This is a genomic window from Paraburkholderia sp. BR13444 (assembly GCF_040948755.1).
GTDB classification, from domain to species: Bacteria; Pseudomonadota; Gammaproteobacteria; order Burkholderiales; family Burkholderiaceae; genus Paraburkholderia; species Paraburkholderia youngii.
Window position 1 is genome coordinate 285,212 of sequence record NZ_JBFPKM010000006.1, and the last position, 22,307, is coordinate 307,518.

Here is a 22,307-nt window from a genome sequence, read left to right on the forward strand (position 1 = left end):
TGGGTCGCGACTCACGCGATGACCGCGCCCGGCTCGCTTGGCCGACAGTTTGCGCCGGATAGTGCGTTTGCGAGCCTGCCGTCGCTGTTCTCGGAGGACCATCTGGCCGAGCACGCGCTCGTCAGTCTGCGGCGCGTCGGCACTGGACTCGGGCTGGCCCTGTTGGTAGGCGTCCCGCTCGGGATTCTGATCGGCCGCGTGCAATCGCTCGAGCATACGCTGTCGCCGACTTTCCAGTTTTTGCGCATGGTGTCGCCGCTGTCATGGATGCCGCTCGCGGTGATGTCATTCGGTATCGGAGACCGCGCGATCTATTTCCTGCTGGGTTTCGCCGCCTTGTGGCCGGTTCTGATGAGCACGGCCGCTGGCGTCGCGCAGATCGACCGGCGGTGGCTGCGGCTCGGCGAAAGTCTGACCGCGACGCGCCGCGAACTGCTGCTGCACATCATCCTGCCCGCGATCGCCGGTCCACTTCTCAATGGCATCCGGCTCGCGATTGGCATTCTATGGATCGTCCTCGTGCCGGCCGAGATGCTTGGCGTCAGCGCCGGACTCGGCTACCTGATCCTCGATACGCGGGACCGGCTCGCCTATTCCGAGCTAACCGCGGTCATTCTCGTGATTGGTGCGCTCGGCTTCGCGCTCGACGGCATCGCCCGGCTTCTGGCGCGAGCACTGCTCAGATCAGATCGCTAGCGTTTCCGCATTCGCGTGCAGTCCTGCGCCAAGTGCAATCTATGGATATATCAAATACTTCTATGGCCCCCCGTTTTTCGGGCCGTATCTGAACATCGGCCTCGGGCGACGGCGCCAGCGCCCAGGCAATCGCCACGCGCTGCTGCTGTCCACCCGACAGCGTGGCGGGCCACGCATCGGCCTTGTGTGCGATGCCAACTTTCGTCAGCAGCGCGCTGGCCCGAGTTTCAGCCACTTGATCAGCGCTCCGGCGCGCAAGCCGAAACAACATCCGCCCAGCGATCATCCTCGCTATGGAACGTCCTCAAGCCGCTCTGCGACACGCATCCGTCCGGTCCAGCGCCATCTCGTGGAAACAGAAAAGCACGGCAGCGCATATCCATAGCTGCAATGCTTCCTTGTTCTTAGGGGAGGCGTCGACAAGAATTAGCACTCCACGACCACGCCGCGCTGCGCATCGTCCCGATCCATGGCTAATCGAATCCCACGAAACTTTCTGCGAACGCTATCCCTGGTGAAATCCGCATTGCTCGCCGCCGCACTGGCATTCACGGTATCCCAGGCGCACGCAGACAAACCTGCTGTGATCCGCATTGGCGTCGCGCAGCAGGGCGCAGGCGACCCACCGACCTTCGGCGGCTCGCCCGCCGCCACCGTGCAGCAGCTTCAACTGCTCGAAAAAGAATTCGCCGCCGACGGCATCAAGGTCGAATGGCTGTTCTTCAAGGGCGCGGGCCCCGCCGTCAACGAAGCGATCGCCGACAAGTCGCTCGACTTCGCGTTTCAGGGCGATCTGCCGTCCGTGCTCGGCCGCGCGAACGGATTAAAGACGCGCATCCTGCTCGAATCGGGTGTGCGTGTCGGCGTGAAGTTCGCCGTGCCGCCGGACTCGCCCGTGCAGAACATCAAGGATCTGAAGGGCCGCCGTGTGTCGATTTTTCGCGGCACCAACTTGCAGCTCGTCGCCGACAACGTGCTCGCCGCCAACCAGCTCGACGAGCGCGATCTGCGCGTGATCAATCTGGATTCGGCCAGCTCGCTCGCGGCGCTGTCGTCCAAAGGTATCGACGCGTCCGTCAACGACTATCACGTCTACAAGCTGCGCGACCAGGGTCTCGCGAAGATCGTCTACGAATCGCAGACGGCCGGTCCGCAGTTCACGCGGCAATCGCACCTGCTCGTGCTCGATGATTTCGACCGCGCGCATCCCGACATCGTGCAACGCGTCGTCAACGTGTTCGTCAAAGGCGCGCAATGGTCGTCCGATGAAGCGAACCGCGACGCGCTGTTCAAGCTCTGGGCGAAGAGCGGCGTCAGCTACGCCTCGTGGCAGGCCGAGTTCGCGAACCAGCCACTGAAGTCGCGCAACTCGCCGCTCATCGATCCGTTCATCGTCGCGCGCTACAAGGCCGTGGCCGGCGATGCGCTGAAGCTCAAGATGATCCGTCAGCCCGTCGACGTCGACGGCTGGTTCGAGCCGCGCTATCTCGACAACGCGTTGCACAGCCAGTCGCTCGATCACTATTGGACGCGCTACGACGCGCAAGGCAAACCCCTCGGCTGACCGGAGATCGACGATGAGCAAGGCGCTTGGCGAATGGTCCCCCGCCGCGGCGCAAGCCGCAGCGCAGGTGGCAAGCGAAGCGAAGGCGCAAGCAAACGCCAACCTGCGACGACGCGCGCGCGCCGTCGGCTGGCATCTCGCGCCCTGGCTGCTGCCCGCCACGCTGTTCGCGCTCTGGAGCATCGGCTGCGAGCGCGGCTGGATCGCGCCGCAAATCCTTCCGCCGCCGCAGATGGTGTTCGACACGCTGTACGATCTCGCGCGCAACGGCGACCTCGCGCACCACACGCTCGTCAGTCTGCAGCGCGTGCTGCTCGGCTTCGGCGCGGGCACCCTGGCGGGGTTCATGATCGGCGCGGCGCTCGGCCTGTCGCGCACCGTCGAAGCGTATGTCTTGCCGGGTTTTAATGCGCTCGTGCAGATTCCCGTGCTCGGCTGGCTGCCGTTTCTGCTGCTGCTCGTCGGCGTCGGGGAGCCGCTCAAGTACATCCTGATCGCGCATGCCGCGCTCGTGCCCGTCACGTTGAGCACGATGCAGGGTTTTCGCCAGACCCCCGCCGCGCTCGATGAAGCCGCGCGCGTGTTCGGCTATGGCCGCTGGCAGCGCATCGCCTACGTGGTGCTGCCGGCCGCCGTGCCGACGCTCGCCACCGGCGTGCGGCTCGCGTTCACGAAAGCGTGGCTCGCGCTGGTCGTCGTCGAACTGGTGGCCTCGTCAGAAGGGCTCGGCTATCTGATCGTCTATGGGCGACAACTCTTTCAACTCGATCTGGTCATGGCGTCCGTCGTGATCGTCGGCGCGATCGGCTTTGCGATCAACTGTCTGCTCGATGCGCTCGAAGCGCGGCTGCGGCGCGGCCAACCTTCGGCGTTTCGCGAGTAGGCGCCTCGTTTCGGGACTCCGACATGGCACGCCCTCCTGCTTCCGATGCGCTGCGCCGCTTCTTCGAGCCACTCAGAAGCGCTCCGCCACCATGCAGTTGCGAAGCGCCCGCCAGGCCGACTCGCGTGGCAGCGCTCAGGACCCGTCTAGCCGCCGTCAACTGGCGCGGGCTCGTGCTGCCGCTCGTGTTGTTCGCGCTATGGTGGCTCGTGTCGGCGTTACGTCTCGTCAAGAGCGGCCTGCTCGTGAGCCCAGCCGATGTCGCGCATACCGCGTGGCAGCAGATCGAAAGCGGCGCGTTGCTGCGCGCGCTGTCGGCGTCGCTGGCGCGCGAGGCGAGCGGTTTTATCATCGGTACGGTGGGCGGCCTGCTGCTCGGCTCGGTGCTAGGACTCTCGCGCATCGCGACTCGGTTGATCGGCCCGAGCTTCGACACGTTCAAGCAGATCTCGCTGTTCGCGTGGATCCCGCTAATCTCCGTCTGGTTCGGCCTCGGCGATATGGCGAAAGTCGTTTTCCTGTCGCTCGCGGCGTTGCTCCCCGTCGCGGCACATACCTGCGACGGCATCCACGCGGTGCCGCGCTCCTACATCGAGGTCGCGCGTGCGTTGCGCTACTCACGCATCCAGTTGATCCGCTACGTGATCCTGCCCGCCGCGTTGCCGACGATCTTCACGGGCCTCTACCTAGGGCTCATCTATTCGTGGCTCGCGACGCTCGGCGCCGAGTATCTGCTGGTCGCGGGCAGCGGCATCGGCAACACTCTGATCGACGGCAGCGAGCAGTTCAGGATGGACCTCGTGCTGTTCGGCATCATCGTCGTCGGACTGACGGGCTGGGCGCTCAATGCGCTCGCCCGAGGTGTCGAGCGACGCGTGATAGCGCGCCGCAGCGGTGCGCCGCGCGAACGCGCCGTCGCTTGAGGTGGATCGTCAGTCAAGCGGCTCATCAACAGGAGGCGATCTCATGACCACCACGGTTTCCAAAGGCATCCGCATTCGCGGCGTCAGCAAGCGCTATGCGCGCCAACGCGATGCGGATGACGACCTGCTCGTGCTCGACGACATCTCACTCGACATCCCGGCGGGCGAATTCATCAGCGTTCTCGGTGCAAGTGGCTGCGGCAAGTCCACGCTGCTGCGCCTCGTCGCCGGTCTCGACACCGACTATCGCGGTGATATCAGCGTCGACGGCGAGCGCGTGCGCGATACGTCACTCGAACGTGGCATCGTGTTCCAGGATCACCGGCTGTTTCCCTGGCTGACGGCGTCGCAGAACATCCTCGCCGCGCTGCGCAACGCGCCGCTCTCGCCGCAACAGAAGCGCGACGCGGTGGCCGAGCACATCGGGCTCGTCGGCCTGCAAGGCTTCGAGCATGCGTATCCGCATCAGCTGTCGGGCGGCATGGCGCAGCGCGTGGCGATCGCGCGCGGGCTCGTGAATCGCCCGCGAGTGCTGTTGCTCGACGAACCGTTCGGCGCGCTCGATGCCCTCACCCGCGCGCGTCTGCAAAACGAGCTGCAACGGATCTGGGAAAGCGAACGCATCACGATGATCCTCGTCACGCACGACGTCGACGAAGCGATTCATCTCGGCGATCGCGTGGTGACGATGGCGCCGCGCCCGGGTCGCATCAAGCGGATTACGCATGTCGGCTTGCCGCGGCCGCGCGAGCGCAGCGACCCGCGCTTCGTGCGGTTGCGCGAGCAGATCCTCGCGGATTTCTCCGAGCTTGCCGAGAACGCGGGGTGACTCCGCCCGCGATAGCAACCGCCTTCCCTCAACGTCCCTCACAAGGAGCCAGCAGTGAGTGCAGCATCACAACACAAACGACAGATGAGCCTCGGTGCGTTCCTGATGGAGACGGGCCATCACATCGCCGCGTGGCGTCATCCCGACACGCATGCGGCGGGCGGCCTCGATTTCACGCACTACGCGCAACTCGCGCGCATCGCCGAGCGGGCCAAATTCGACGCGATCTTTTTCGCGGACAGCGTCAGCGTGCGCGACACGCATCTGCCGTCGCTCTCGCGCACCGCGCGCGCCGATCACTTCGAGCCGTTGACGCTGCTCTCCGCGCTGTCGGTCGTAACGGACCGTATCGGGCTGATCGCAACCGTGTCGACCAGCTTCAACGAGCCGTACAACGTCGCGCGCAAATTCGCGTCGCTCGATCATCTGAGCGGCGGCCGCTCGGGCTGGAACCTCGTCACGTCCAGCACGGAAACGGAGGCGCACAATTTCAGCCTCGAAAGGCACCTCGATCACGCGGTGCGCTACGAGCGCGCCAAAGAGTTCTACGACGTGGTTGCGGGTCTGTGGGATAGCTGGGAAGACGATGCGTTCGTGCGCGACAAGGCGAGCGGCATCTATTTCGACGCCGACAAGCTACACGTGCTCGGCCATCGCGGCAAGCACTTCAGCGTGCGCGGTCCCTTGAACGTCGCGCGCTCGCCGCAGGGCTGGCCGGTCGTCGTGCAGGCGGGCGCGTCGGAAGCCGGGCGCGAGCTGGCCGCGCAAACGGCCGAGGTGATTTTCGTCGCGCATCAAACGCTCGACGAAGCGCAGCAGTTCTACCGCGACGTCAAAGGACGACTCGCGCGCTATGGACGCGCGCCGGAGCATCTAAAGATCATGCCGGGCATCTTCCCGGTGATCGGCAAAACGCAGCAGGAAGCGCGCGACAAGTTCGACGCGTTGCAGGAGCTGATCGATCCAACGGTTGGCCTCGCGTTGCTGTCGAAGATGTCGGGTGGCATCGACCTGTCGCAGTACCCGCTCGACGGCCCCGTGCCGGATCTGCCCGAAACCAATGGTGGCAAGAGCCGGCAACGGCTATTGCTCGACCTCGCGCGGCGCGACAATCTGACGATCCGCGATCTGTATCTGCGCATCGCGGGCGCGCGCGGACATCAGCAGGTGATCGGCACGCCGCAGAGCATCGCGGACCAGTTGCAGCAATGGTTCGAAGAGGAAGGCGCGGACGGCTTCAACATCATGTCGCCGTGGCTGCCTGGCGGGCTCAGCGAATTCGTCGATACCGTCGTGCCGGAATTGCAGCGCCGTGGACTCTTTCGCACCGAGTACGCGGGCCGCACGCTCCGCGAGCATCTGGGGCTGCCGCGTCCGGTCAATCGCCACGCGCAGAAGGCTCCGGAGCGCGGCGAACTCGCGGCGGCCGCTTCCTGAAGAAGGCGCGCCGGCGAGCGAGGTGCCAAGCCCGCGCCCGCCGGCAACCGGCTGTCAAAGCGTGCCCGGTCGCGGGTCCGGCACGAAGCCATCCCGATTGGGCATGCGGATGGCCGCCAGCGAATGCGCGTCGAGATGCGCATCGTCCGGCACTATGCCGTTGCGGTCCAATATCCACGCGCTGAGCGCATACACTTCGTCGGCGCTAAGCGACTGCGGCGCGTTATACGGCATGGCCCGGCGGATATAGTCGAAAAGCGTCGTCGCATAGGGCCAGTAGCTGCCCACTGTGCGTTTCGGAGTCGCGCTCGCAAGCGTACCCGCGCCGCCGATCAACTGATCGCCAATCAGTCCCTCACCTTTCGCGCCGTGACAGGCCGCGCATTTCGCCGCGAAAATCCGCCTACCCGTAGCGACGTCGCCGCTGCCATTGGGCAGGCCGGGGCCGTCCGGCGCGACGTCGATCTTCCAGGCACTCAGATAGGTTTCGGTGATGGGCTTGCCGATCGCGTCGACGGATAAGTGCCAGCGCGCTTGCGCGGCCGTGGACTGGGCGTCGCGCGTTGCGTCGAACGAAGAGGAGCAGCCAGCGAGCAGACTGCCAGCAACGACCACCGCCAGCAGGCCGCGCAACAATCTGAATCCCGGCGCAACGAACAGGACAGGCTCATGCATTTTTCACGCTCCCATCCGCTTCGATGCGCCACTGCTGAATGCCGTTGTAGTGATAGTTCGAGTTCAGTCCGCGTGCCGCGGTCAGATGCGGCCGTCAATCCGGCGGGATTTCGCCGATCACGTGAAACGATTCGAGCGTGTAGCCCATGTTGAAATAGCCCGCGCGCGCGTAGGTCGCAATCCGCTCGAGGCGCTCGGGATCGTCGTGCGCGTCACCCGCGTGACGACGGTCGCGGTGGACCCGCTGCAGCACGGTTTCGAAAGGGTGGAACACGGCCCGCCGATAGAACGATGCAAGGTTCATTGACATCATGCGCCCTCCTGCTGATGGCATTTATTCAATTTGGTCAGCGGCGCGCGCTTGCGCAAACAAGCATTTGTGCAATCCATTGCGCTGCGAATGCAATGTCGGCCCGGCGGTGCCGATGAAACGCATTCTCCCGTCGAGTGCTTTTCATATGCATAAACATTGGTTGGATTTGCGTTCGCCTCGACTTAACGTCCTGATTCTGGCACGCGTACGCTCAAAAGCGTCCCACCCCGTTCTCTTCTCAATGGCACAGACATGACCACTTCGAACTTCCGTACCGCCGAGCATCCGATCGACAGACAATTTCTCGAGCGCTGGTCGCCGCGCGCGTTCACGCAGGACACGATTCCCGAATCGACATTGCTGACCTTTCTCGAAGCGGCCCGCTGGGCACCCTCTTCGTATAACTCGCAACCGTGGCGTTTCGTCTATGCGCGTCGCGGCACCGAGCACTGGACGCGCTTTCTGGGCTTTCTGAACGAGTTCAACCGGGGCTGGGCACAGCATGCTGCGGCGATCCTGATCGTGCTGTCGAAACGCACGTTCACGCCGCCGGGCGCAGCGGCGGAAGTGCCGCTCGCGTCGCATTCGTTCGATACCGGCACCGCGTGGGGCTATTTCGCGCTGCAGGCGAGCCTGTCAGGGTGGAAGGCGCACGGCCTTGCCGGCATCGAGCGCGAGCATATCCGTTCGGAGCTCGCGATCCCCGACGACTATGCGATCGAAGCGGCCGTTGCTATTGGCCGCGCCGGCGACAAGGCTTCGTTGCCCGAGGCTTTGCAATCGCGTGAAACACCGAGTCCGCGCAATCCGCAGGCGACGTTCGTTGCGGAAGGCCGCTTCGCGTTCTGACAGCGCAGGGAAATCGAACCAGACCGCCCAAAAAGGGCGGCCCCCGTTCAGTTCAGCGCAATCGCGGCGGCCGCCCCGACGGGCGAACCTTCGAGCGATACCGACGCGCGCCCGTCCGGTCCGACCGGCACATCGCCGACGAGCGTCGTGCGATACAACTGGCGATCAAAGTCGAGATCGAAAATGTCGGTCGGCGCGAGATGCGCGGTCGTGCGGTTGTCCCAGAACGCCACGGAGCCCGCTTCCCATCTGAAGCGGACCGTGAATTCCGGCCGCGTCACGTGTTCCCACAGCAGTTCGAGCAGCACCTGGCTTTCGCGCGGCGTGACGCCGACGATCTGCTTCAGAAATCCGGGGCTCACGTAGAGCGCGCGCTCGCCGGTCTCCGGATGCACGCGCACAAGCGGATGCTCGCTGACGAGCGTATGCTGCTCGACCGCCGCCGCAAACGCTTCGGTGCCTTTCGCGCCTTGCGGCGGCGCAAAGCGATGCACGCCGCGCAGACCGTCGACGAACTTGCGCAGTGGCTCGGACAGCTTTTCATAGGCGATCACGAGGTTGGTCCATTGCGTGTCGCCGCCGTATGGTGGAATCGTGACGCCGCGCAGGATCGACGCGAACGGCGGATTGACGGCCGCGGTCACATCGGTATGCCAGCCGGTCCACGGCCGCAGCAGCGGCAGCCCTTCGAAGCGCGTCGCCCTGCGGAATTTCGAAATTGAGTAGATCTGCGGGTGGCCTTCGACGTGGCCGAACACCGGATGCCCGACCGTCAGCTCGCCGAACTGCGCGGAAAAAGCGACGTGCTGCTCGTGGCTCAGAAACTGCTCGCGAAAGAACACGACACGCCACTTCAGCAACGCAGCGCGGATCGCTTGAATCTGCTTCTGGTCGAGCGGCCGGGTCAGATCGACTCCGCTGATTTCCGCGCCGATATGCGCGGACAGCGGACTGATCCGCAGTTCGGCTTCGTCGGTAACGGGGGCTGCACTCATCGTTGCTCTCCTTGGTCGCGGCGCTTGCCGCGCGACGTGTTTGGGGGTTGATCGGCGATGTGGCGGCGTGCAATGTATGGATGTCGTTCATTCGCCATCGTTAGCATGAACTTTGCGCACGATGCACGCATGTGTCGGCGAGTCAGTATAGGGACAGCCTGCGCGCCGACAACTACCGACTTAGGTTATTCGCGCAGATGCAATGAAAATGCGCCCCTCGTCGCATCGCTGCGACCGCCACGTTTTCACGTTACGCCACACCGAACGGTTGTTACGCCGCGCTAACGTGCCGCAATTCACCGACGATCGTCTGCGGATTCTTCAGCAGGTTGTAGATCGGGCAAACCGCCTCTACCGCTTCATGCAGCGCGCGAATCGCATCGGGTGGTTCCGGCGACACGATATCGAGCGTATAGCGGATGTTGTGCGGAAAGATCGGTACATGCTCGAAGCCCGGTTGCTGTGCGAGCGGATGCTGGTCACCGGTCACCTCCACATCGATTGAATCTATCCGCAATTGCCGCTCGGCAGCCTGGATCAGCGTGATATGCGTCAGGCAACTCCCCAGCACCCCGAGCTGTAATTCAGGCGATGCTGGTCCGAGGTTGTAGCCGGCGAAATCGGTGGGACTGTCGCTGATGACCTGAAAGTCGCGGATACGGATTTCGCGTACGCCGCTGCGTCCCAAGGCTCGCACATTGGCTTTCAGCTGGTTAGCCTTGAGATTCGGGTCGTTGCGCGCCGCTTCGCGTTTGGCGAGCCATGCAATGCGTTTCTGCTGAAGGTACTCGTTTAGCGTCGTCATGAATGAATGGTTCGGTCGGTCGTCGAAACTGCGAGTGAGGATTCGGCGCACAGCATAGCCGGCTACCGTGGATCCACGAACGAAGCGATTCTGCTTTGCTTAAACCTATGTGTCAGTTGCGCTGGGTCCCGCTCAACGCGCATATAAGGATAGAAATTATTGTTCGTTGTCCATTGGGTCTATTTGCCGGTACTTTTTTTGGCTCAACGCAGCCGCGGGAAACTGCTGCTCAATGACGAACTTCGTATGTGAAAGCAATTGCATGTTGAAAAGAATCCCTCGTTCAACCTTAGTCCCGGTCCGGAATGGACTGCCCAGGAGTCGTTGATGACCGCTCACGCTTCAGACATCGCGTTCGAAGAGACCGCCCGAGTGACCCCACGCGTGTATTCACCGGCGCACATTCTCAAGTCCGACGATGAAGCGCTGCGCACCGCGCAATCGCTCGCCGAGCGTTTCGCGCTCGATGCGGCGCGCCGCGATAGCGAACGCATCCTGCCTTTCGCGGAACTCGACGCCTGCTCCGGTGCAGGACTGTGCCACGCGAATACGGCGGAGCACAAGTCTCCTACGCAACCGTGGCTCGTGTATTCGCCATCCTCGCTGAAGCCGATCCGTCGATCGCGCAAATCCAGCAGAACCATAATAGCGCGGTGTTCTGGATCTGGAAAACCGGCAACGCGCAACAACGGTCGTTCTTTCTCGGCGAGATTCTCGGCGGCGCGCGCTTTGGCAATGCGAACGTCGACGTGGGCGGACGGCTGCCCAGCGGCTCCGCGATGACCATCACACCGGAGCGCGGCGGCTTCCGTTTATCCGGCACCAAACTTTATTCGACCGGAGCGCTTTTCGCCGACTATGTGTCGACCATCGGCCAGGACCAGGAAGGGCGCCGCACTGTGGCCGTGGTGCCGGCCGGTCACCCGGGCATGAAGATCATCGACGACTGGCAGAGCTTCGGCCAGAAAACCACCGCAAGCGGAACCGTGATTTTCGAGGACGTCTGGGTGCCCCCGCTCAACGTGTTACCGATCCATCAAAGCTACACGCTCTGGCCGCAAAACGCAGTCACGCAGATCAGCCATGTCGGCATCGACGCGGGCATTGCGCGCGCCGCGATCGATGCGACGATCGCCTTTATTCGCGAACGCGACGCGGCTTCGTCGCCGAGCGCCATCCCGCCACTCGGCGCCGATCCGTATGTGATCCACGAGCTTGGCGAATTGACCACGCGTCTGCACGCGGCCGAAGCGATGATGGACCGCGCCGGTCGCGAGATCGATCGCTGTCTCGCCGATACCGGCCCGAACTCGATTGCGGCCGCGTCGATCGCCGTCGCGCAAGCCAAGGCATTGACGACCGAAATCGCGATCGAAGCGGGCAGCAAGCTGTTCGAACTTGCGGGCACCCGCTCGACGCATCCGTCGTTCAATCTCGACCGGCACTGGCGCAACGCGCGGGTTCACACCGTGCATCATCCGGTGCGCTGGAAATACGCGGCGGTCGGCAACTTCTATCTGAACGGTGTGCGCCCTTCGCCCACCGGTCAGACCTGAAGCCCACGCCGCGGCAAGCCTCAAATGAAAAGAAGAATTCGTTGTTTTGCGTTGCCAACATCGCGTGATCTACTGCGTTGACGCGAGTCCCATCGGTCTGCACTGAGGTTTGATAGGGACGCCTGGCGCCAACCATCACGCAAGATGGCCGAGCGCTTGAAAAGAACAAGCGCCTTTTACGTCAAACGGCACGGACAATACCTGTGACCCAATCCATTTTCGCCGCTCAGCCGCAAGCGTCAGCGCAATCGCCGGACACCACGCGCGACGCCACCCCCTTCGTACAGGTGCGCTCGCCCGTCGAATTCGCCGATAGTCCGGTTGCCCGCGCGCTCGAGCAGCCGTTGCTGCTCGGGCTATTCCTGCCGATCCAGGCGGGTGGCTGGAGCGCCTCGACCTTGCCTCGCACCACCGACTGGAACTTCGACTACAACCTGGCGCTCGTGCAAAAGGCCGAGAGCCTCGGCTTCGATCTGGTGTTCGCGCTGTCCCAGTGGCTGCCGAAGGGCGGCTATGGTGGCGTGTTCAACGGTCAGGCCCTCGACTCGTTCATGTCGCTCGCGGCGATGACCGCGCGCACCGAACGCATCATTCTCGTCGCGACCAGCCACGTGCTTTATGGCCCGTGGCATCCGTTGCATTTCGCGAAGTTCTCCGCGACCCTCGATCACATTTCAAAGGGGCGCTGGGGCATCAATGTCGTGACCGGCCATCGCGCGGTCGAGCACGAAATGTTCGGTTGGCAGCGCATCGAACATGACCGCCGCTATGAACTGGCGGGCGAATTTCTCGACGCGGTGCAACAGCTATGGTCACAACCGGAGAACTTCAGCTTCGTGCCCGAGCTGTCGACGTGGAAGCTCGACAAGGCGTTCGTCACGCCAAAGCCGCAATACGGGCGCCCGCTGCTCGTGAATGCGACGGGATCGGATGCAGGGATCGACTTCGCCGCGCGTTACTCGGACGTCGTGTTCATCACCAGCCCCGCTGGCTCTGAAATCGAAGCCGCGCTGGCGACGTTGCCGGCCCACACGGCACGCGTGAAGGCAACGGCCGCGAAGTACGGACGCAAAGTCCGCACTCTGATTAACCCGATGGTGATTTGCCGCCAGACCGAAGCCGAAGCGCTCGCCTATCGCGACGCAATCGTCGCGCACGGCGACGAAGGGAGCTTCCATCGCTTCGAAAGTGACGCCCACGCATGGCGGGGCAACGCCGAGCAGCGAAACCAGGCGGCCGCCCGGGCAGTCGGCGGCAACATCTCGATCGTCGGCTCGACGCAGCAGATTGCCGAATACATCGTGCGCCTGCATCGCGCGGGTATCGACGGCGTGCAGTTGAGCTTCTTCGACTTCCAGCCGGACCTCGAATTCTTTGGCGCGCGCGTGCTCCCGCTGCTACGTGAAGCGGGCCTGCGCCTCTGACCGCCCCGCCATCTCCGAATTCAAAGGTGATTGAATGAGCCGACTCTGGTACACCCGCTGCCCTGCCCCCACTCCGTTCGGTATTACCGTACAGAAAGGCTGGCTTGAACAGGAATTCGCGACCGACGGCATCGACGTGAAAGCGCTCCAGGACGCCGACGACGTCAACATTCGCCGCTCGCATTTCACGCACACGCAGCCATGGTCGTTTCGCCAGGGTGGCAACATTCCCGCGCTATGGGCGCGTTCGCAAGGCAGCGATACACGACTGATCGGCCTAAGCTGGGTGGATGAATTCCAGGCGCTGATCACGCTCGACCGGCAACTCGATGCCAGCGCGCAAGCGCTGGCAGGACGCCGCTTCGGCTTTCCGCTCAATACACGCGCAAGCGTGGTCGATTTCCATCGCGCGACTGCCTTGCGTGGCTTCACGTCATTGCTCGGCGCGCTTGGCGTGCAACTCGAAAACGTCGATCTGGTCGACCTCCCGCATACGCCGCGCGGCCTCGAAGACGCCAAACCTGCTGCCGACGCCCCGCTCGCCGACTGGCTGGACGCGCAGCGCTCTCACGAATTCGCCCGCGAAGCCGAAGCACTGCTGCGCGGCGAGGCCGACGTCGTGTTCGTCAAAGGCGCGACCGGGCTCGATATCGCAAACCTGCTGAACGCGAAGATCCTGATCGATATCAGCGCCCAGCCGAATCGGCTGTTGCACGCGAACAATGGTACGCCGCGGCCGTTGACCGTCGACGCACAACTGCTGCGCGAGCGCCCCGATCTGGTCGAGCGGGTGCTGGCCCGCACGCTCGACACCGGCGACTGGGCGCAATGCCATGCCGGCGACATCGCGCACTACGTGGCGCGCGAAACGCGCAGCGCGGAACATTGGGTCGAGCGAGCCTATCCGGGCGGGCTACATCGACAACTGTGCATCGGACTCGATCCGCAAGCGTTGGCGGCGCTCGCCGACTTCAAGCAGTTCCTGTTCAAGTGGGGGTTCATTCCGACGGACTTCGATTTCGACGCATGGGTCGACCCCGCGCCGCTGCGTGCCGCACTCGCGCGCCGTGACGCGACTATGCGCGCCACGGTCTGAGCCCGTTGCGGCTTTCTTCCCTTCTCTCTTCTCGCACAACCATACGATGGCATACGTCACATCGCAGGCGGCGCCGCGCCGGCGCGGCGCGCGCCTTGTCAATGGCGCGCTCGGATTCGCGGCCGCGCTCGTCGTCGCTCTCTCTGTTTCTCACGCTCACGCCCAAACGCGCGGCGGCACACTCAATTTCGTCGTCACGCCGGAGCCCACCGCTCTCGTCGATCTCGCGACTACTGCGACCAATGTGCTGAAGGTCAGCCCAAAAGTCGTCGAAGGTCTGCTCGAATACGACTTCAGGTTGCAACCGAAAGCTTCGCTCGCTACGTCGTGGGAAGTCAGCGACGACAGCCGCAAATACGTTTTTCATTTGCGTCACGACGTGAAATGGCATGACGGTCAGCCCTTCACGTCCGCCGATGTCGCTTATTCGATCCAGACGCTCAGGCAAGTCCACCCGCGCGCCAAAACCACCTTCGCGAACGTCACCGCTGTGACAACGCCGGACCCTTACACAGTCGTCATCACCCTGTCGAAGTCCGCGCCGTATCTGATCAAGGCGTTCTCGTCGTCGGAAACGCCAATCGTGCCTAAACACATTTACGAAGGCACCGACCCGCTGACCAACCCGGCCAATAACGCGCCGATCGGCACCGGCCCCTTCCGCTTCGTCAAATGGGTGCGCGGCAGCTACGTCGAATATGCACGCAACGACGACTACTGGAACAAGGGCAAGCCCCTGCTCGACAAGATCGTCGTCAAGGTTATTACCGATCCGGCCGCGCGCACGGTCGCGTTCGAAGACGGCTCCGTCGATCTGAGCGGCGACACGCCCGTGCCGCTTTCCGACATCGAGCGGCTCAAAAGCAATCCGAAGCTCGCGCTCGACCCGCACGGCTATGAATTCCAGGCTGGTGTGACGCGCATCGAGTTCAATCTCGACAACCCGGTACTAAAGAACCTTGCAGTGCGTCAGGCGATTGCGTCGGCGCTCGATCGCGACGTGATCCGCAAGGTAATCTTCTACGGCTATGCGACGCCGCTCGCCAGTCCGATCATTCCGACGAGCCCCTACTACGACCCGGCACCTACGCCCTATCCGTTCAACGTAGAGCGCGCCAACGCGCTGCTCGACGAAGCCGGCTATCCGCGCAAGGCGGACGGTACGCGTTTCGCGCTGACCGTCGACCCGCTGCCGATCGGCGATCTGCCCACGCGCACCGCCGCTTATGTGAAATCTGCGCTGGCGCGGGTCGGCATTGCGGTCACCGTGCGCAGCCAGGATTTGCCCGCGTATCTGAAACGTATCTATACCGACCGCGACTTCGACTTTTCGATCAACGGCATGAGCAACCTGTTCGATCCGGTGGTCGGCGTAGCGCGGCTCTATACGAGCAACAACTTCCGGCGCGGCGTGCCGTTCACGAACGGTTCGCACTATAGCAACCCAGAGATCGACCTGCTGTTCGCGCAGGTCGCCGAGGAAACCGATGAAGGCAGACGCAAGCAGCTCTTCTCGCAGATTCAGCGCATTCTCGAACACGATCTTCCGGACATCAACCTGGTGTCGCCGCAATACCTGACCGTGTACTCGCGCGCTGTCCACAACCATACGACGGGCCCGGACGGCGTGTCGGCGAGTTTCGCCGACGTCTGGCTGCAACGCTAAAACGCATTTGACTCAAACTCTCACGGAATTCGACTCTCATGGAATACAGACAACTCGGTCGCAGCGGTATCAAGGTCTCGACACTGACTCTGGGCACGATGATGTTCGGCGGCCCCACCGACGAGGCCACCGCTGCACGTATCATCGAACAGGCGCTGGAACAGGGTGTCAATTCGATCGACACCGCCGACGTCTACGTCAAAGGCGAATCGGAACGCGTGGTCGGCCGCGCGATTTCCGCGCAACGCGAGCGCTTGGTGCTGGCGACCAAATTCGCCAATCCGCTCGATGAGCGCGACGTCAATGCGCGAGGTGCGTCGCGCAAACATATCGCGCGCGCCGTCAATGCGAGCCTACAGCGGCTCGGCACCGACTACATCGACCTGCTGTACATCCATCGCGAAGATCATCAGACGCCGGTCGAAGAAACCGTGCGCGCGCTCGACGAGCTAATCCGCGCTGGCAAGCTGCGCTACTACGGACTGTCCAATCATCGCGCGTGGAAGATCGCCGAGTTCAGCCATACCGCCCAGGCGCTCGGACTCGACGCGCCTGTCGCAAGCCAGCCTCTCTACAACATCGCGAACCGCCAGGCCGAAGCCGAACAATTGACGGCGGCACATCGTTACGGGCTCGGCGTCATTTCATACAGCCCGCTCGCGCGTGGGGTGCTGACGGGAAAATACGAACCGGGCACCACGCCCGGCGCCGACACCCGCGCGGGGCGTAGCGACCGGCGCTTGCAGCAGACCGAGTGGCGTCCCGAATCTCTCGAACTGGCGCGGCGCGTGCGTGAGCATGCGCAGGCCCGCGGTCTTTCTGCCGGTCAATTTGCGCTCGCGTGGGTGCTCAATAGCCGTTACATCAGTTCCACGATCGCCGGACCTCGCACCGAAGCGCAGTGGCAGGACTATCTGCCCGCGCTCGCGTACCGCCTGAACGCTGAAGACGAAGCGTTCGTCGATTCGCTCGTGACGAGCGGACATCCGTCCACGCCGGGTTTCAACGATCCAGGCCATCCATTCTTTGGGCGCCTCGTGCGTCATGGCGAGGCTCAACCGGACCAGACGCCGCTTCACCTGCGATAGCCCTGCGTTCCGACACACGCTGCGCGCGAGTCAAGCCGCCTGCGCGTCGTCGAAGGTCTTGCCCGGAATCGCGTCGAGCAGCGTACGGGTGTAGGGGTGCTGCGGCGCACGCCAGATATCGCGGTGGTCTCCGCTTTCGACGATCCGGCCCGCCTGCATCACATGCACCCGGTCGGCGATGTAGCGCACCACGGACAGGTCATGCGAAATGAACAGATACGCGAGCCCGAGGTCGCGCTTCAGATCGACCAGCAGATTGAGAATCTGCGCCTGAATCGACACGTCGAGTGCGGAAACCGGTTCATCGCAGATCAGCAGATCCGGTTCGAGGACCAGTGCCCGCGCAATGCCGATGCGCTGCCGCTGCCCGCCGGAGAATTCGTGCGGATAGCGGCCGAGCGCCGAGCTGGGCAAGCCGACGCGGTCCAGCATCGCGGCGATGCGTGTGCGGCGCTGCCGGGCGTTACCGATCCGATTCACCACGAGCACGGTGTCGAGAATCTCGGCCACGGTGCGGCGCGGATTGATCGACGAATACGGGTCCTGAAACACCATTTGCACATGGCGCCTCAACGGCCGCAATTCGCGTTCGCCGAGCGGCGCGAGATCGGTGCCTCGCAAGCGGATCGCGCCCGCGGCAGCCGGCACGAGCCGCAGGATCGCTTTAGACAGCGTCGATTTCCCGCAGCCGGATTCGCCCACCAGTCCGACCGTCTCGCCGCGCGCGATCGTCAGCGACACGTCATCGACCGCGTGCAATGCGGGTTGGCCGCGCCGCTGCGGATAGTCGACGCGCAGGTCCTGCAATTCGAGCAACGGCGTGGCGCTCACTGCGTTGCCTTCCGATGACGCATTGCCGTGCGCGTCCGCCTGGACACCCGCCACATGGAGCCCGGCGCGCGGCGAGCGCGGCAGCACCGTAAAGGAAGGCTCGCCGTCTTCGGCGATGCCATGACGGATTTCCGGCAGCTTCCAGCCGCGATAGTGCAGATCGTCCGCGAGATTCAGCGACGCGCCCAGCAGACCCCGCGTGTAAGGATGCTGCGGCTGCGTGAAGAGCCGGGCGACCGGCGCTTCTTCGACCTTCTCCCCCGCCAGCATCACGGCCACGCGATCCGCATGCTTCGCGACGACGCCGAGGTCGTGGGTAATCAGCAGCAAGGACATCGACAGCTCACGACGCAAACCGTCGAGCAGCTCGAGAATGTGCGCCTGAATCGTGACGTCGAGCGCCGTGGTCGGCTCATCCGCGATCAGCAGACGCGGGCGGCAGGCCACCGCCATCGCGATCATCACCCGCTGCCGCTGCCCGCCGGACAACTCGTGGGGATAATCGAACACCCGGCGTTGCGGCTCGGGGATCTGCACGAGTTCGAGCAGTTCGACGGCGCGCTTTAACGCGGCCGCTTTCGACAGATCCTCATGCTGACGCAAAGTCTCGACGATCTGCGCGCCAATCGACAGCACCGGATTGAGCGACGTCATCGGCTCCTGGAAAATCATCGAAATCTGCTGACCGCGGACCTGGCGGATTTCGCGGGGAGACAGGTCGAGCAGTTCGTGGCCATCGAAGCGCAAGCTCCCCGTCACGCGTCCCGGCGCGGGCACGAGGCGCATCAGCGACAGCGCCGTTGCCGATTTGCCGCAACCGGATTCGCCGACGAGCGCCAGCGTCTCCCCGTGCGCGATGTCGAAACTCAGGCCGCGCACCGCTTCGTGCGTGCCGAAACTGACGCGCAGATCGCGTACTTCAAGCAGGTTTGCCACAGAGCGTCCTCGATTACATTGTGAGCCGCGTGAGCCGCGGGCTCTTCAAGCTCGTTCCCGCAGGCGCGGATTGAGCGCGTCGTTCAGACCGTCGCCGAGCAGGTTCAGCGCGAGCACCACAAGCACTATGGCGGCACCGGGCACGGCCGTCAGATACCAGGCGGTACGCAACGAGTCACGGCCCGCGCCGATCATGCCGCCCCAGCTCACCACGTTCGGGTCTCCCATGCCGAGAAACGACAGCGACGACTCGATCAGGATCGCACTCGCCACCATCACGGACGCGGTCACGATCACCGGTGGCAACGCGTTCGGCAGAATCTCGCCGAAAATGATGCGTGCGTTGCTGAAGCCCTGGCTTCGCGCAGCAAGCACGAAATCCGAACGGCGCAGGCTGCGAAATTCCGCCCGCACGATCCGCGCAACGGTGGGCCATGACGCAATGCCGATTGCCAGCGCGATGACCGTCACGCTGGGATGCCCAATAGCAACGATCACGATCACCAGCAGAAAAGACGGTATGGTTTGAAAGAGTTCGGTGATGCGCACCAGCACATCGTCGATCACCCCGCCGAAGAAGCCTCCCGTCGCACCAACCAGCGTGCCGATCACGAGCCCGATGCTGGCCGCGCTTGCGCCGATCAGCAGCGATACGCGCGCGCCGTGCGCAATGCCGGCGGCCACGTCGCGTCCGAGCGAATCCGTGCCGAGCCAGTATTGCGGATCGGTGCCCGGCCATACGAACGGCGCCGCCACCATGTCGAGCGGATCGCCCGGAAACAGATGTCCCGCGCCCAGTGCAAGCGCGATGAACGCCGCGAGCAGCGCGAAACCCCCGAGCGCCGAGCGATTGCGCAGCAGCGCGCGCCACACGCCGAGCCCTGCCGCACCGTGCGGAGCGTGGTTCGTGGCAGTCGCCGCGCCGTCGCGCCGGAAACCGAAGAGCGCGCCGCCAAGCTGACGCCGCCATGTGGAAGCACGGGGTTCGGGCGGCGTGGAAACCAGATTGGAAGAGTCGGAAGCCATGTGTGCCTCTGGGGAGAAATCGCCGAGGCGTGCGATCACGCGACGCGCGGATCGAGCCACGCCTGCAAAAGATCGACCAGCACATTCGCCAGGATCACGAGCATCGACGACAGCAGCAGCACGCCGAGCAGCACGCTGAAATCACGCGCCATCACCGCATCGAGCGCGAGGCGGCCCAGTCCTGGCCAACTGAACACCGTTTCGGTCACCGCGGCGCCACCCAGCAAGGTGCCAAAGTGAATGCCGACCATCGTCGTGAGCGGCATCAGCGCGTTGCGCAGCACATGCCGCACCGTCACACGCCACGGATGCAAGCCCTTAGACTGCGCGGTACGCACGAAGTCCTGGCGCTGCACTTCGAGCATCGCCGCGCGCGTAAGCCGTGCGTAGATCGCGATGAAGAACGTCGCCAGCGTCGCGGCAGGCAGCAGCACGTGCTTCAGTGCATCGATCACGTAGGCGGCGCCGTGAAGCTGCGCGCCGAGCGTGATATTACCGCCGCTCGGCAACCAGCCCAGATGCACCGAGAACAGCACGATCGCGAGCAGACCGATCCAGAAGCCGGGTGTCGAGTAGAACAGCATAGCCACGACGGACAGCACGCGGTCCGGCCACCTGCCAGCCCAATGCGCCATCACCGCGCCGAGCACTACGCCGACGACGATCGCGACCGATAGCGCGACGCCCATCAGCAGCAGCGTATTGGGCAGGCGCGAGAGGATCAGTTGCATCACCGGCATGTCGTAGCGCGGCGAATAGCCGAGGCTGAAGTGCGACAGATGAGCGAGGTACGACCACAACTGGTGCAGCACCGGTTGATCGAGGCCGAACTTCGCGCGCAATACCTGCATCGTTTCCACCGTCGCCGAGCCGGCTTCGCCGGCCAGCACATCCGCGGCGTCGCCCGGCATCAGCTTCAGCAGGAAAAAGTTCAGGATCACGATACCGATCACCGTCGGAAGCGCCTGCCACGCGGTACGCCGCGCGATCGCGGCAAAACGCAAACTCCTGCTCATCGTGTCGCTCCTGTCACGCGCTCAGATAGACGTCCGCCAGATTGCCTTCGAGGCCTTGCGCGGACACGGTGTGGTTGTGAACGCGCCGGTTCGCGAGCGTGACCATGCGAGGTGCGACGAGGTTGAGAATCGGCAGGTCGCGATAGACGATCTGCTGGAATTGTTGATAAAGCGCGACGCGCTTGCTTTCGTCGGTTTCGATCGCGGCGCTCTCGAGCAGCTGATCGACCTCGGCATTGCTGTAGTGCGGCGCGTTCGAGAACGGCACGCCCGGCCGAATGTTCTGCGACCAGTAGAGACGCTGCACGCCGACGCTCGGATCGAATAGCGTATTCACGCCGATGCTGGTGAAATCGAACTGGCGGTCGGCATACACGCGCTTCAGAAACGCGGGTAGGTCCTGAGAGCGCACCGTCACGTCGATCCCCACGCGAGAGAGTGCCGATTTCACGTACTCCGCCTGGCGGCGGTACATGTCGCCGTACGGCAGGAAATCATGCGTGAGACCAAAGCGCACGCCGCCCGACTTGCGCGGATAACCGGCCGCGTCGAGCAGTTTTTCGGCGGCGGCGGTATCGAACGGGTACGGTGCGAGTTTGCCGTCGTGATAGGGCGAGCCCGGCGTGATCGGTGTCGGCGACAAGTCGGCGTAGCCATACGCGACCGTGCGCAGCACCACTTGCGGATTGATCGCATGCGCGATCGCCTGGCGCACCCGCAGGTCGCTAAGGATCGGATGTTGCAGATTGAAGTCGATCTCGGACAGCGGTTCGAGGAACCGATAGCCGCGCGTTTCGACAACCAGCTGCGGTAATTGAGTGAGGCGCGGCAAATCGGTGAGCGGTACAGGATTTTCGCCGCCCAGATCGAGCGCGCCCGTCTCGAACGCGGCGGATCGCGCGGCAGCGTCGGGAATCACCTTCAGTACGAGACTGTCGATGTAGGGTTTGCCGGCATCCCAGTAGTCCGGATTGCGTTCATAAACGATGTTGGCACCGCGCGCCCACGACTTGAAGCGAAACGGCCCGGTGCCGATTGGCGCGTTATTGTGCGGATTGGACAGCGGATCGCCCGACGCATAAAGATGCTTTGGAACGATTGGGGATTCACCGGCCGAGAGTGCCTTCAACAGATAGGGCGCCGGCTTCGACAATTCGATTACCGCGGTCCGGGCGTCCGGCGTCGATACGCGCGTGACATTGGCGAAAGTGCTGCGTCCGCGCGGATGCACCGTCTTCAACAATTCGATCGAGAACGCCACGTCCGTCGACGTGAATGGCTGCCCGTCATGCCATTTGACGTTCTCGCGCAGTGTGAAGCTGTACTTCAGCCCGTCAGGACTGACTGCCCACGCGGTTGCCAATTGCGGCCGTGGACGCAGATCGAAGTCGTATGCGAGCAAGCCTTCGAGCACCTTGGAGCTCGCGACCAGAGCGGGCCCGGTGGTCTGAAAGATCGACACCAGCACCGGCGGTTCCGGATTGATCAGCATATTCAGCGTGCCGCCCCGCTTCGGCACCGATGCTGCACTGCCTTGTGCGAACACGCGTGCCGGCATGCCGGCGGCCGCGAGAGCAGCGCCCGAGGAAATCAGAAAGTCGCGTCGATTCAGCCGTGCCATTTAATTCGCATCCTGGTGTTTCGGCCGAGTCATGTTGGCCGCGTCAAAGTACCGAGCGGCTTGCCGCTCGTGCAGCGC

At 63.7% G+C, this 22,307-nt stretch carries 21 protein-coding genes and 1 pseudogene; 12 read left to right on the plus strand and 10 right to left on the minus strand.

Annotation, left to right across the window (positions count from 1 at the left end; all coding sequences use genetic code 11):
• Nucleotides 1-18 precede the first annotated feature (18 nt).
• Complete coding sequence (locus AB3X95_RS19620) at nt 19-696, plus strand: ABC transporter permease (protein ID WP_255215008.1); 678 nt, start codon at nt 19-21, stop codon at nt 694-696.
• Nucleotides 697-796: 100 nt separating this feature from the next.
• On the opposite strand, the pseudogene AB3X95_RS19625 reads toward AB3X95_RS19620, so the two are convergent.
• Nucleotides 797-919 (minus strand): annotated as a pseudogene (locus AB3X95_RS19625) (ATP-binding cassette domain-containing protein); the annotation flags it as partial.
• A 273-nt stretch (nt 920-1,192) separates the two neighbouring features.
• Between AB3X95_RS19625 and AB3X95_RS19630 the strand changes: the two are divergent.
• The 5 genes from AB3X95_RS19630 (at nt 1,193) to AB3X95_RS19650 (ending at nt 6,332) form a co-directional block, all read left to right on the plus strand.
• Complete coding sequence (locus tag AB3X95_RS19630; protein WP_176366260.1) at nt 1,193-2,260, plus strand: ABC transporter substrate-binding protein; 1,068 nt, start codon at nt 1,193-1,195, stop codon at nt 2,258-2,260.
• 13 nt (nt 2,261-2,273) lie between these two features.
• The gene (locus tag AB3X95_RS19635) at nt 2,274-3,143 is read left to right on the plus strand and encodes an ABC transporter permease (RefSeq protein WP_008920258.1); all 870 of its coding nucleotides are present in this window, start codon (nt 2,274-2,276) and stop codon (nt 3,141-3,143) included.
• A gap of 23 nt (nt 3,144-3,166) precedes the next feature.
• Nucleotides 3,167-4,066: an ABC transporter permease gene (locus tag AB3X95_RS19640; RefSeq protein WP_176366206.1), complete on the plus strand. Its 900-nt coding sequence runs from the start codon at nt 3,167-3,169 to the stop codon at nt 4,064-4,066.
• Nucleotides 4,067-4,109: 43 nt separating this feature from the next.
• Complete coding sequence (locus tag AB3X95_RS19645; protein WP_176122954.1) at nt 4,110-4,895, plus strand: ABC transporter ATP-binding protein; 786 nt, start codon at nt 4,110-4,112, stop codon at nt 4,893-4,895.
• 84 nt (nt 4,896-4,979) lie between these two features.
• On the plus strand, nt 4,980-6,332 hold the full coding sequence (locus tag AB3X95_RS19650) for an LLM class flavin-dependent oxidoreductase (RefSeq protein ID WP_368622383.1): 1,353 nt from the start codon (nt 4,980-4,982) through the stop codon (nt 6,330-6,332).
• 54 nt (nt 6,333-6,386) lie between these two features.
• Here the strand turns inward: AB3X95_RS19650 and AB3X95_RS19655 are convergent, their stop codons facing one another.
• The gene (locus tag AB3X95_RS19655) at nt 6,387-7,007 is read right to left on the minus strand and encodes a c-type cytochrome (protein ID WP_368622287.1); all 621 of its coding nucleotides are present in this window, start codon (nt 7,005-7,007) and stop codon (nt 6,387-6,389) included.
• A gap of 94 nt (nt 7,008-7,101) precedes the next feature.
• Nucleotides 7,102-7,317 (minus strand): hypothetical protein, encoded by a 216-nt coding sequence (locus AB3X95_RS19660; protein ID WP_176123025.1) that lies wholly within the window; start codon nt 7,315-7,317, stop codon nt 7,102-7,104.
• A gap of 255 nt (nt 7,318-7,572) precedes the next feature.
• On the opposite strand from AB3X95_RS19660, the gene AB3X95_RS19665 reads away from it, so the two are divergent.
• Nucleotides 7,573-8,169, plus strand: coding sequence for a nitroreductase family protein (locus AB3X95_RS19665; protein ID WP_176122952.1), 597 nt, complete (start codon nt 7,573-7,575; stop codon nt 8,167-8,169).
• Nucleotides 8,170-8,216: 47 nt separating this feature from the next.
• Here the strand turns inward: AB3X95_RS19665 and AB3X95_RS19670 are convergent, their stop codons facing one another.
• From AB3X95_RS19670 to AB3X95_RS19680, 3 genes are all read right to left on the minus strand, one after another.
• Nucleotides 8,217-9,164 (minus strand): TauD/TfdA family dioxygenase, encoded by a 948-nt coding sequence (locus AB3X95_RS19670; protein WP_184228448.1) that lies wholly within the window; start codon nt 9,162-9,164, stop codon nt 8,217-8,219.
• A gap of 271 nt (nt 9,165-9,435) precedes the next feature.
• Nucleotides 9,436-9,969, minus strand: a complete 534-nt coding sequence (locus tag AB3X95_RS19675) for an OsmC family protein (RefSeq protein ID WP_176122950.1) — start codon at nt 9,967-9,969, stop codon at nt 9,436-9,438.
• A gap of 390 nt (nt 9,970-10,359) precedes the next feature.
• On the minus strand, nt 10,360-10,530 hold the full coding sequence (locus AB3X95_RS19680) for a hypothetical protein (RefSeq protein ID WP_368622288.1): 171 nt from the start codon (nt 10,528-10,530) through the stop codon (nt 10,360-10,362).
• Nucleotides 10,531-10,547: 17 nt separating this feature from the next.
• Here AB3X95_RS19680 and AB3X95_RS19685 point away from each other — a divergent pair, with 17 nt between their 5' ends.
• The 5 genes from AB3X95_RS19685 to AB3X95_RS19705 all read left to right on the plus strand — a co-directional run bounded on the left by AB3X95_RS19685 (nt 10,548) and on the right by AB3X95_RS19705 (nt 16,799).
• Nucleotides 10,548-11,525 (plus strand): SfnB family sulfur acquisition oxidoreductase, encoded by a 978-nt coding sequence (locus AB3X95_RS19685; protein ID WP_368622289.1) that lies wholly within the window; start codon nt 10,548-10,550, stop codon nt 11,523-11,525.
• 215 nt (nt 11,526-11,740) lie between these two features.
• Nucleotides 11,741-12,949: an LLM class flavin-dependent oxidoreductase gene (locus tag AB3X95_RS19690; protein ID WP_368622384.1), complete on the plus strand. Its 1,209-nt coding sequence runs from the start codon at nt 11,741-11,743 to the stop codon at nt 12,947-12,949.
• Between the two features lie 34 nt (nt 12,950-12,983).
• Nucleotides 12,984-14,045, plus strand: coding sequence for an ABC transporter substrate-binding protein (locus AB3X95_RS19695; RefSeq protein ID WP_368622290.1), 1,062 nt, complete (start codon nt 12,984-12,986; stop codon nt 14,043-14,045).
• Nucleotides 14,046-14,091: 46 nt separating this feature from the next.
• Entirely contained in the window at nt 14,092-15,711 is a 1,620-nt protein-coding gene (locus tag AB3X95_RS19700) for an ABC transporter substrate-binding protein (protein ID WP_368622291.1), read from the plus strand.
• Nucleotides 15,712-15,749: 38 nt separating this feature from the next.
• Nucleotides 15,750-16,799 carry an aldo/keto reductase gene (locus AB3X95_RS19705; RefSeq protein ID WP_184228444.1) on the plus strand — a complete coding sequence of 350 codons (1,050 nt, stop codon included), beginning with the start codon at nt 15,750-15,752 and terminating at the stop codon, nt 16,797-16,799.
• 30 nt (nt 16,800-16,829) lie between these two features.
• Here the strand turns inward: AB3X95_RS19705 and AB3X95_RS19710 are convergent, their stop codons facing one another.
• Genes AB3X95_RS19710 through AB3X95_RS19725 form a run of 4 tightly spaced genes read right to left on the minus strand, consistent with a single transcriptional unit; the run spans nt 16,830 to nt 22,229 of the window.
• On the minus strand, nt 16,830-18,566 hold the full coding sequence (locus tag AB3X95_RS19710; RefSeq protein ID WP_368622292.1) for an ABC transporter ATP-binding protein: 1,737 nt from the start codon (nt 18,564-18,566) through the stop codon (nt 16,830-16,832).
• A 45-nt stretch (nt 18,567-18,611) separates the two neighbouring features.
• Complete coding sequence (locus AB3X95_RS19715) at nt 18,612-19,592, minus strand: ABC transporter permease (protein ID WP_368622293.1); 981 nt, start codon at nt 19,590-19,592, stop codon at nt 18,612-18,614.
• Nucleotides 19,593-19,627: 35 nt separating this feature from the next.
• Complete coding sequence (locus AB3X95_RS19720) at nt 19,628-20,608, minus strand: ABC transporter permease (protein ID WP_368622294.1); 981 nt, start codon at nt 20,606-20,608, stop codon at nt 19,628-19,630.
• Nucleotides 20,609-20,621: 13 nt separating this feature from the next.
• Nucleotides 20,622-22,229 carry an ABC transporter substrate-binding protein gene (locus AB3X95_RS19725; protein WP_368622295.1) on the minus strand — a complete coding sequence of 536 codons (1,608 nt, stop codon included), beginning with the start codon at nt 22,227-22,229 and terminating at the stop codon, nt 20,622-20,624.
• Between the last annotated feature and the right edge of the window lie 78 nt (nt 22,230-22,307).

Bases quoted from the DNA above. Each gene is read 5' to 3' on its own strand.
- AB3X95_RS19620 (WP_255215008.1), top strand. From the start codon at position 19: ATGACCGCGCCCGGCTCGCTTGGCCGACAGTTTGCGCCGGATAGTGCG.
- AB3X95_RS19670 (WP_184228448.1), bottom strand. From the start codon at position 9,164: ATGAGTGCAGCCCCCGTTACCGACGAAGCCGAACTGCGGATCAGTCCG.
- AB3X95_RS19645 (WP_176122954.1), top strand. From the start codon at position 4,110: ATGACCACCACGGTTTCCAAAGGCATCCGCATTCGCGGCGTCAGCAAG.
- AB3X95_RS19715 (WP_368622293.1), bottom strand. From the start codon at position 19,592: ATGGCTTCCGACTCTTCCAATCTGGTTTCCACGCCGCCCGAACCCCGT.
- AB3X95_RS19655 (WP_368622287.1), bottom strand. From the start codon at position 7,007: ATGCATGAGCCTGTCCTGTTCGTTGCGCCGGGATTCAGATTGTTGCGC.
- AB3X95_RS19695 (WP_368622290.1), top strand. From the start codon at position 12,984: ATGAGCCGACTCTGGTACACCCGCTGCCCTGCCCCCACTCCGTTCGGT.
- AB3X95_RS19725 (WP_368622295.1), bottom strand. From the start codon at position 22,229: ATGGCACGGCTGAATCGACGCGACTTTCTGATTTCCTCGGGCGCTGCT.
- AB3X95_RS19650 (WP_368622383.1), top strand. From the start codon at position 4,980: ATGAGCCTCGGTGCGTTCCTGATGGAGACGGGCCATCACATCGCCGCG.
- AB3X95_RS19635 (WP_008920258.1), top strand. From the start codon at position 2,274: ATGAGCAAGGCGCTTGGCGAATGGTCCCCCGCCGCGGCGCAAGCCGCA.
- AB3X95_RS19640 (WP_176366206.1), top strand. From the start codon at position 3,167: ATGGCACGCCCTCCTGCTTCCGATGCGCTGCGCCGCTTCTTCGAGCCA.
- AB3X95_RS19665 (WP_176122952.1), top strand. From the start codon at position 7,573: ATGACCACTTCGAACTTCCGTACCGCCGAGCATCCGATCGACAGACAA.
- AB3X95_RS19705 (WP_184228444.1), top strand. From the start codon at position 15,750: ATGGAATACAGACAACTCGGTCGCAGCGGTATCAAGGTCTCGACACTG.
- AB3X95_RS19675 (WP_176122950.1), bottom strand. From the start codon at position 9,969: ATGACGACGCTAAACGAGTACCTTCAGCAGAAACGCATTGCATGGCTC.
- AB3X95_RS19660 (WP_176123025.1), bottom strand. From the start codon at position 7,317: ATGTCAATGAACCTTGCATCGTTCTATCGGCGGGCCGTGTTCCACCCT.
- AB3X95_RS19720 (WP_368622294.1), bottom strand. From the start codon at position 20,608: ATGAGCAGGAGTTTGCGTTTTGCCGCGATCGCGCGGCGTACCGCGTGG.
- AB3X95_RS19700 (WP_368622291.1), top strand. From the start codon at position 14,092: ATGGCATACGTCACATCGCAGGCGGCGCCGCGCCGGCGCGGCGCGCGC.